This is a genomic window from Daejeonella sp., assembly GCF_037719425.1.
In the GTDB taxonomy this organism is placed as follows: Bacteria; Bacteroidota; Bacteroidia; order Sphingobacteriales; family Sphingobacteriaceae; genus Daejeonella.
Genome location: NZ_JBBJNI010000011.1, coordinates 5,489 through 14,971, shown reverse-complemented (window position 1 = coordinate 14,971; position 9,483 = coordinate 5,489). Strand labels below are relative to the sequence as shown.

Sequence of the window (9,483 nt, the reverse complement as noted above, 5' to 3'; positions counted from 1 at the left end):
TGAATGTTCGCGGCGTAGATGCCGGGGACAGATTTCTAAGCCAGCTAGCAGGGTTAAAAGATCCGGAATTAAAAAGAAAGGCTATCGGCAGAGTATTTATTGAAGTCTTCGACGATGCTGCGCATGAAGTTCAGGATGTTAAATGGCTTGGTCAGGGAACAATCTATCCCGATGTAATAGAATCGGTTTCTGTAAAGGGACCTTCCGCTACTATCAAATCACATCACAACGTCGGTGGGCTTCCTGACTTCATGAAATTAAAAGTGGTGGAGCCTTTGAATACACTATTTAAGGATGAAGTAAGAAGGGTCGGAAAAGCCTTAGGTATGGATCCAGCACTATTGGGCCGGCATCCTTTCCCGGGACCCGGACTTGCTATCAGAATTCTGGATGATATAACCCCTGAGAAAGTTGCAATTCTTCAGGAAGCCGACGCGATTTATATTAACAATCTTAAGACTTCTGGGTGGTATGATAAGGTTTGGCAGGCGGGCGCAATATTCTTACCTGTACAATCTGTAGGAGTTATGGGAGACGAGAGAACTTATGAGCATGTTATTTGTTTAAGAGCTGTAAGTTCGGTCGATGGGATGACTGCCGACTGGAGCCACCTGCCTTATGAGCTTCTGGCCAAGATCTCGAATGAAATAATTAATAATGTAAAAGGAATTAACAGGGTAGTGTATGATATCAGTTCCAAGCCGCCTGCCACGATTGAGTGGGAATAGGTATTTACTTATTTTATGCTTGATCATACTCTTTTCGGCATGTTCGAAGAAGATAACCACTGTTAAAACAGAAGGTGTCAAGGTTCCACCGGTAAAACAAAAGACTGATGAAATTCGTCCTGTCAAAAAGGACATCGATCATTCTATGGTACTTTTGCTACCGTTTGAACTTAATACGATCAACTTAAAAACTGCCGGGGCAAAGGAGATTGGTAAAGCCGATATGGCTGTAGATTTCTATCAGGGATTTAAACTCGCTCTTGATTCACTTTCAAATGGTGGACACAACTATAAACTTCAGGTATTCGACACTCAGGATCAGGAAACACGTGTTGTTAATCTGGCAACCGCGGCGTCTGTAAAGGAAAATGACATTATTATAGGGCCTGTATTTCCTGATGCGTTAAGCACTTTTTCCGAATTTTTCGCCAGGGACGCCTCTAAACTTCTTGTTTCCCCTCTGGCTGCATCAATGCCAGGTCAATTTAGAAATCCAAATCTGGTTACCGTTAACAACAATGTTGATCAGCATGGGTGGAAGATTGCCGATTACATTAATCGTAACTATAAGCCGGAGCAGGTAAACATAGTCCTTGTAAATACTAAAAAGAACGACGATGAAAAGTTTTCAGCTCCCTTAAGGAAATACATTAATGAGCTTTCGAAAGGCAGGTTTAAGATCATCGAGCGCTCAAATGCGATAGGATTGCAAAGCTATTTAAGCACCTCACGGAATAATTTGATAATCCTTTCATCATCCGAAAGAGCATTTTTAATACCAACAATCGACAAGTTGTATAAGTTGACGACTGAAAAGTACAAAGTTGAGCTTTTTGGCCATCCCAATTGGACTAAAGCAACGTTTTTGGACGGTTCAAAAATGCAGGCTCTCAAAACCAAGTTGAGCTCATCTTACTTCATTGATTATAAAGCTGGGAATGTTAAACATTTCGTAGCCAGGTATAGGGATGAATATGGCTTCGAGCCTTCCGAATTCTCGTTTAAAGGTTTCGATATTGGATATTATTTAGGAGGATTGCTTGAAAAACATGGTAAAGATTACTTCCGGCATCTGACAACAGAAACCTATAAAGGCCTTCACAATGATTTCCGCTTCTCAAAAGATCCATTATCCGGTTACAGTAATACGGAACTGATGTTGCTTACCTATCGGGGCCTCGAATTACAACCGATACGATGAGGTCAGAACAGCAGCTCAGGACTTTTTTGCGTGTTTTAGAAAGCTACCCGGAGGATCGCCCACTTGGAAAGTTTTTGCCAGAATTCTTTAGGAAGAATAAGCAAATGGGGTCTAACGACCGCCGTTCTGCATCCAGACTCTTATACAATTATTACAGACTAGGAAAATCTTTTGCAGGTAAGCCAATAGAAGAGAGGCTATTTTTTGCTGAATTTCTCTGCACGTCCGTAGATAATCCGTTCCTACAGCATTTCCGGCCAGATCTTAACGAGAAGATCTATCTATCGCTGGATAAGAAAATAGCTTATTTGACTGGAGAAAATGGTTTTAAGCTTGGCGATGTATTTCCCTTCGGACACATTTCCCAGGGCATCGATCAAACTGCATTTTTCAAATCCTTTTTTGTTCAGCCTGACCTCTATATCAGGGTACACCCAAATAAAGAGGATATAGTCATAACGGCTATCGCTGAAACCGCAATACCATTCAGACAAATTGAAAAGTACACGCTTGCTTTGCCGAATGGAACGAACTTAAATAACATTTTCCCGGACGCAGAGTTCCCCACAAAACCTTACGAGATTCAGGACCTTTCATCCCAGCAAACACTCAAATATTTCAAGCCAAGCCGATTTGAGCACTGGTGGGATGCATGTGCGGCATCAGGGGGCAAGTCATTATTATTGTTTTCAGAGCAACCTGATATTAAGCTCGTTGTTTCCGATATCCGCGAAAGCGTGCTTGATAATCTTGACGAACGTTTTATCAATGCGGGCCTCCGTACCTATCAAAAGAAAGTACTCGATCTGACACAGAATCCTGATTTCGTCCTTCATCATTATGAGTTTGACGGAATCATTCTCGATGCGCCGTGCAGCGGTTCCGGAACATGGGGGAGGACTCCGGAAATGATCAGCCAGTTTCTTGACCACAAGATCCAGGGCTTCCAAAATCTTCAGAAAGCCATAACTTCAAATGTTGTCAAGTATTTAAAACCTGGAAAGCCTTTAATCTACATTACCTGTTCAGTCTTCAAAGAAGAGAACGAAGAGGTTGTTCAGTACCTTGTTGCCGAGCATGGTTTTCTGCTGGAAAGTCAGGAGATATTCAAGGGCTATGAGCATAAAGCAGACACTATGTATGCTGCAAGGCTAATAAAACCAAGCCCTTTATGATTAATTTCGTTACAAACCAGTGTTGTGACGGAAAAGCTTGACAGCAATAGCCAGCAAAATTATCCCAAAAGCCTTTCTTAGAATTGTCAAGCCCGTTTTTCCCAGGATCTTCTCGAGCCAGATTGTGTTCTTCAGTACAATGTATACAAACAGCATATTCAATATTATGCCTATAATGATGTTTTGGGTAGCGTACTCTGACTTTAGCGACAAAAGTGTAGTTAAGGTACCAGATCCGGCTATTAAAGGAAAAGCAAGGGGAACTATAGAAACGCTTGACGAAACTTCCTCTTTAAATAAATTAATTCCTAAGATCATTTCCATCGCAATAATGAAGATGACTATTGAACCCGCTATTGCGAACGAGGAAACATCCAGCCCTATGATACTTAACATTTCTTCACCAACGAAAAGAAATAATATCATCAGCACTGATGCAACGATGGACGCCTTTCCGGATTGTATATGGCCAGCCTTGTTGCGCAGTGATATTACTATAGGGATTGATCCTAGAATGTCAATGATCGCAAAGAGGATCATCGTTACTGAAAGGATCTGATTATAATTTAAATCAAAGTTTTCCATTTTGGATGGGATGTTTCATCTGTAAATAACTCTCGAAAAACAAAAAGGTTCCGGAATGCTCCGGAACCTTTTTATAATAAGATAATTTTGGTACTATCTATCTTTCTCTATAATCTTGCCATCTCTTAGCTCACGTATCTTACTGTATTTTTTACCGTAGCTGAAATACACAACAACTCCTAAAGCCATCCAGATAAACAAACGGACCCAGCTTTCAGCCGGTAATGAGTACATCAGGTAAAGACAAACCAAAACACCCATAATTGGAACAAATGGAACAAGAGGTGTTCTGAACGGTCGAACGGCATCAGGAAGTGACTTGCGCAGAACTAATATGCCGATACAAACCAGTACGAACGCAAATAAAGTGCCTATACTAACCATATGGCCGAGATCAGATACGGGAACTAATCCTGCAAAAAGACTTACAAATACAAGGAAGAATAAGTTGGTTTTCCATGGAGTACGGTATTCCGGATGAACTGCGGCAAAGAATTTAGGTAAGAGACCATCTTTGGCCATTGTATAGAATACCCGTGATTGACCCATTAACATGACCAGAATTACTGAGGTATAACCAGCTAGTATCGCAATGATCAGGGCATCCTGTAGAAAGCTATAACCGGTCATCGCAAAGGCAGTTGCAGCAGGCTTTGCATCGCCTGCGAAATCTTTGTAATTAACTAGTCCAGTCATTACATGAGCAAATAACACATAAAGTATAGTACAAACTACGAGGGATCCTAAAATTCCTATTGGCATTCCTTTCTGTGGATTTTTAGCTTCCTGAGCTGCGGTTGAAACAGCATCAAATCCTATAAAAGCGAAGAATACTACCGCCGCACCAGTAGAGATCCCACTCCAGCCGAAATTTTCGAATTTGCCAGTATTTTCTGGGATATATGGAACATAATTATCCGGATTGATGTGGCTCCAGCCTAAAACGATGAATACTATAACAACAGTAACTTTTAGTACTACAAGGAAGTTATTCATGCTTGCAGATCCCTGCGTACCACGAATAAGGACAAGGGAAAGTACGCATACAATGAAAATTGCAGGAAGGTTGATTAATCCGTTTTCAATAACGGTTCCATCGCCGAGCTTCATGGTTTCCCATGGAGATACAATGAATTGGTGCGGGAGATCGATATTGTACTTGTTGAGAAGCTCCAAAAGGTACCTGGACCAGCTAACAGCAACGGTGGCCGCACCCAGGGCATATTCAAGAACAAGGTCCCATCCAATTATCCACGCCATGAACTCACCCATGGTGGCATAAGAATAAGTATAAGCGCTTCCCGCCACTGGAATCATAGAAGCAAATTCTGCATAACACAATCCCGCGAACGCACAAGCAAAAGCTGCAAGAGCAAATGAGATAGTCACCGCCGGTCCTGCATTTTCAGCAGCAGCTATGCCGGTTAATGAAAATAGACCAGCGCCTATTATAGCCCCAATGCCGAGTGCGACAAGATTAAAGCTGCTTAATGAACGCTTTAAAGTACCCTCACCCGTTTGAGCTGATTCGAGCATTAACTGCTCGATAGATTTTTTGTGGAACATACAATTGGTTTAGTAATGTTTTATAAAGGATTTATCATTTAACTGATCTCAAACGTAATTAATTTTATTTGAAAAATGAAACGCTGTTGAGCATTTGTTTGCTGAAAATAGCCTGCCTGTAATTACGTCAAAATATCTCTTAACAATAGCTTGAATGCCTTTTTTGGACATAAAAAAAAGGGATGTTCCGAAGGAGTCCCTTTGTCAATTTATAAGCTTTCTGAACTATGGCGCGATAGTATCAATTTTGTTGGTGATCGTATCAATGGTCGTGTTACCCGCTGAATCAACGGCTATAGTTTTAATATCTCTCTTTACTTCCATCTGGCCATCAATATGTGAGGTGTCGGAAGAAAGGTGAGGGGCAATGATCAGGGAAACTATCGACATTAATTTGATTAGGATGTTCATCGACGGACCTGAAGTATCTTTAAACGGGTCTCCTACGGTATCTCCGGTTACAGAAGCTTTATGAGGTTCTGATTTCTTATAATACATTTCACCGTCAATTTCGACGCCTTTTTCAAATGATTTCTTAGCGTTATCCCATGCACCACCCGCATTTGACTGGAACATACCCATCAGCACACCAGAAACAGTTACACCAGCTAATAAACCACCCAGTACTTCAGCACCAAACGCGAAACCGATGATAATTGGAACAATAAGAGCTATTGCACCTGGAAGCATCATTTCACGTATAGACGCTTCTGTAGAAATTGCAACGCATTTGTCATATTCTGGTGTGGCTTTATATTCCATGATGCCTGGAATTTCGCGGAACTGGCGGCGAACCTCATTTACCATGTCCATCGCAGCGCGGCCTACAGCCGAGATACAAAGAGCCGAGAATATAAATGGAATCATACCTCCTACGAATAAACCGGCAAGAACATCAGCTTTATAAATATCAATAGCATTAATGTCAGCGACTCCTACGAAAGCAGCGAATAAGGCGAGAGAGGTCAACGCAGCTGAAGCGATGGCGAAACCTTTTCCAGTTGCTGCGGTGGTGTTACCTACTGCATCTAAGTTATCTGTCCGATCCCTTACTTCAGGAGGCAAGCCGCTCATTTCAGCAATTCCCCCTGCGTTATCCGCTATTGGTCCGAATGCGTCGATTGACAATTGCATTGCAGTTGTTGCCATCATACCGGCAGCAGCAATTGCAACACCGTAGAAGCCGGCAAAGTAGAACGATCCATAAATACCTCCGGCAAGTACCAGGATCGGTAATACTGTTGATTCCATACCGACAGATAAACCGGAGATAATATTGGTCGCATGTCCCGTTGAGGATTGGCGAATAATACTCATGACCGGACGTTTACCCATAGCGGTGTAATATTCCGTGATAATGCTCATTAATGTTCCAACTACAAGTCCAACCACTATAGCATAGAAAACATCCATTTTAGAGAATTCAAAACCACGGATCATCATTTCTTCCGGAAGCATCCATCTAACAGCAAAGAATGAAACAATTGCTGTCATAATAATAGAAGACCAGTTACCCATGTTCAATGCATTTTGAACGCTGTCAGTCTCTTTTTTGATTTTAACGAAAGAGCAAGCTACAATCGAAAGAATAAGTCCTATACCTGCAATAAGCATGGGTAAAAGGATTGGCGCAATACCGCCGAAATTATCAATTGATTTAATTTCACGGCCTAATATCATAGTAGCCAGAATAGTTGCTACATATGATCCGAAAAGATCGGCTCCCATACCTGCAACATCACCAACGTTATCACCGACGTTATCGGCAATTGTAGCCGGATTACGCACATCATCCTCAGGAATTCCTGCTTCAACTTTTCCAACAAGATCGGCACCCACGTCAGCAGCTTTAGTATAAATACCACCACCAACACGAGCAAATAATGCAATTGACTCAGCTCCTAATGAGAACCCGGCAAGCACTTCCAGCGCTTTCTCCATCTCAATACCGTTAATATCTCCATTTACGTTAACAACGTACATATGATAAAAAACAATGAACAAGCTTCCAAGTCCAAGAACTGCAAGTCCGGCAACACCGATACCCATTACGCTTCCGCCAGTAAAAGATACTTGTAATGCTTTTGATAAACTTGTTCTGGCGGCTTGTGTCGTACGAACGTTAGATTTGGTAGCTATATTCATCCCGATATAACCTGCCAGCGCAGAAGTAAATGCACCTATAAGAAAAGAGATAGCGATAACCCAGCTTGACGTTTCAACAAGAGTACCAGAGTAGGCCAATAGAATTGCTGCTATAGCGGAAAAATATCCGAGGACTCTCCATTCTGCTTTCAGAAATGCCATCGCACCATCAGAAATGTATCCTGACAAGCGCTGCATATTTTCATCACCGGCATCCTGTTTGGTTACCCAGGCAGATTTGATAGCCATGACGATGATCCCCACAACCCCAAAAACCGGTATTAAATAAATTAAATTTTCTTGTAAAAACTCCATGTATAAATCTCTGTTTAGATTGGTTATTTTTTTAACGTGACCGCAAAAATAGCAGGCTTATTCTATTATTCAAACAAGCAGCAGCATAATGTTGTGATATTCAGTGATATTTATTTCAAATGACCCTATTAGGTGTTGGAAATGAGGCACTTGTGTAATCTATTTATTTCTGCGTAATAAGCGTGTTTTTAGAGCCGGAAAGCAAAAGATTGCATTTCGATAATTTTATTGATTTTGAGATAATTTTTTAATGTAAGTTTATTCTTAAATATCTAAACCAAAACTAGAAAATGAAGGAAACTTTGGAGCCAACAGAAATGAAACGCGAGCTTGGACTGCTTGATGCGACATTGATCGTCGCAGGTAGTATGATTGGATCGGGAATTTTTATTGTAGCGGCTGATATAACCAGAAATGTAGGATCGGCGGGATGGTTGATAGCAGTTTGGCTTATTACCGGCCTGATGACTCTTATAGCCGCTGTAAGCTACGGTGAGCTTAGCGCGATGTTTCCCAAAGCCGGCGGCCAATACGTGTATCTAAAGGAAGCATACAATCCTCTCATTGGATTTCTATATGGCTGGAGTTTTTTTGCTGTCATTCAAACCGGGACTATAGCCGCCGTTGGGGTAGCCTTTTCCAAGTTCACTGCATATCTGATACCCGGTGTTAATGAAGATCTGGTGCTGTTTAATATTGGCTCCCTCACTATTTCTCCCGCTCAAATTCTGGCGATTGGGATCATTGTGCTGCTGACGTACATAAATACAAAAGGGGTGAAGGGCGGAAAGATGATACAGACCACCTTCACCCTGACCAAACTAATAAGCTTGTTCGGCTTAATAATTTTCGGATTTATAATGCTCAAGCCTGATGTTTGGGATGCGAACTGGACGAATGCCTGGAGTATGCAAAAGCTTAATGTCGACGGCTCTGTACAATCATATACAATGGCTGCAGCTCTTGGTGCAGTGGCGGCTGCCATGGTAGGTTCTATTTTCAGCAGCGATGCCTGGAATAATATTACCTTCATTGCAGGAGAGGTTAAAAATCCTCAAAGAAATATTGGCTTAAGCCTGTTTCTGGGAACCCTGATAGTCACAGTTATTTATGTTCTTGCCAACATGGTGTACGTTGCTGTTCTCCCTCTTACAGAGATTGCCACGGCAGATAAGGATCGCGTTGCGGTAGCAGCAGCAAGTGTGATATTCGGTAATGCTGGTACCATCATCATAGCATTAATGATCATGGTCTCGACCTTTGGCTGCAACAACGGGCTTATACTTGCAGGAGCAAGAGTTTATCACACCATGGCGAACGATGGCTTATTCTTTAAAAAAACGGCGACTCTAAACAAGTATGCAGTACCGGAATTCGGACTTTGGATCCAATGTATCATGGCTTCCATTCTTTGTCTCAGCGGGAAATATGGCCAGCTACTCGACATGATCTCTTTTGTCGTGGTGGTGTTTTATGTCCTTACAATCGTGGGTATTTATATACTCCGTTCTAAAATGCCTGATGCAGAACGTCCTTATAAAGCATTTGGATATCCGTTCCTTCCTGCTTTATATATAATTATGGGCACAGCATTTTGTGTTTTACTGATCCTTTACAAACAGGAATTTGTATGGGTAGGATTGGGAATTATGATAAGTGGGGTACCAATATATTATTTATGGAGAGCGAGTGAGAAAGGATATAAGGTATAAGTATAAGCTATAAGCTATAAGCTATAAGCTATAAGCTATAAGCTATAAGCTATAAG

At 41.6% G+C, this 9,483-nt stretch carries 7 protein-coding genes; 4 read left to right on the top strand and 3 right to left on the bottom strand.

Annotated features, from left to right (window positions below):
- The 3 genes from guaA to WKF69_RS02710 form a co-directional block, all read left to right on the top strand.
- A partial coding sequence (gene guaA, locus WKF69_RS02720; protein WP_340379354.1) for a glutamine-hydrolyzing GMP synthase occupies nt 1–728 on the top strand: 728 nt, incomplete at its 5' end.
- Nucleotides 729–747: 19 nt separating this feature from the next.
- Nucleotides 748–1,929 carry an ABC transporter substrate-binding protein gene (locus WKF69_RS02715; protein ID WP_340379352.1) on the top strand — a complete coding sequence of 394 codons (1,182 nt, stop codon included), beginning with the start codon at nt 748–750 and terminating at the stop codon, nt 1,927–1,929.
- Nucleotides 1,926–3,104: an RsmB/NOP family class I SAM-dependent RNA methyltransferase gene (locus WKF69_RS02710; protein WP_340379350.1), complete on the top strand. Its 1,179-nt coding sequence runs from the start codon at nt 1,926–1,928 to the stop codon at nt 3,102–3,104. The genes WKF69_RS02715 and WKF69_RS02710 overlap by 4 nt, the downstream gene beginning before the upstream one ends.
- 9 nt (nt 3,105–3,113) lie before the next feature.
- Here the strand turns inward: WKF69_RS02710 and WKF69_RS02705 are convergent, their stop codons facing one another.
- From WKF69_RS02705 to WKF69_RS02695, 3 genes are all read right to left on the bottom strand, one after another.
- Complete coding sequence (locus WKF69_RS02705) at nt 3,114–3,689, bottom strand: MarC family protein (protein ID WP_340379348.1); 576 nt, start codon at nt 3,687–3,689, stop codon at nt 3,114–3,116.
- A gap of 93 nt (nt 3,690–3,782) precedes the next feature.
- Nucleotides 3,783–5,255 carry an amino acid permease gene (locus WKF69_RS02700; RefSeq protein ID WP_340379346.1) on the bottom strand — a complete coding sequence of 491 codons (1,473 nt, stop codon included), beginning with the start codon at nt 5,253–5,255 and terminating at the stop codon, nt 3,783–3,785.
- Nucleotides 5,256–5,480: 225 nt separating this feature from the next.
- Nucleotides 5,481–7,715 (bottom strand): sodium-translocating pyrophosphatase, encoded by a 2,235-nt coding sequence (locus WKF69_RS02695; RefSeq protein ID WP_340379344.1) that lies wholly within the window; start codon nt 7,713–7,715, stop codon nt 5,481–5,483.
- 290 nt (nt 7,716–8,005) lie between these two features.
- Between WKF69_RS02695 and WKF69_RS02690 the strand changes: the two genes are divergently transcribed.
- Complete coding sequence (locus WKF69_RS02690) at nt 8,006–9,427, top strand: amino acid permease (RefSeq protein WP_340379343.1); 1,422 nt, start codon at nt 8,006–8,008, stop codon at nt 9,425–9,427.
- Nucleotides 9,428–9,483 lie beyond the last annotated feature (56 nt).

Bases quoted from the DNA above. Each gene is read 5' to 3' on its own strand.
- WKF69_RS02710 (WP_340379350.1), top strand. From the start codon at position 1,926: ATGAGGTCAGAACAGCAGCTCAGGACTTTTTTGCGTGTTTTAGAAAGC.
- WKF69_RS02705 (WP_340379348.1), bottom strand. From the start codon at position 3,689: ATGGAAAACTTTGATTTAAATTATAATCAGATCCTTTCAGTAACGATG.
- WKF69_RS02700 (WP_340379346.1), bottom strand. From the start codon at position 5,255: ATGTTCCACAAAAAATCTATCGAGCAGTTAATGCTCGAATCAGCTCAA.
- WKF69_RS02695 (WP_340379344.1), bottom strand. From the start codon at position 7,715: ATGGAGTTTTTACAAGAAAATTTAATTTATTTAATACCGGTTTTTGGG.
- WKF69_RS02690 (WP_340379343.1), top strand. From the start codon at position 8,006: ATGAAGGAAACTTTGGAGCCAACAGAAATGAAACGCGAGCTTGGACTG.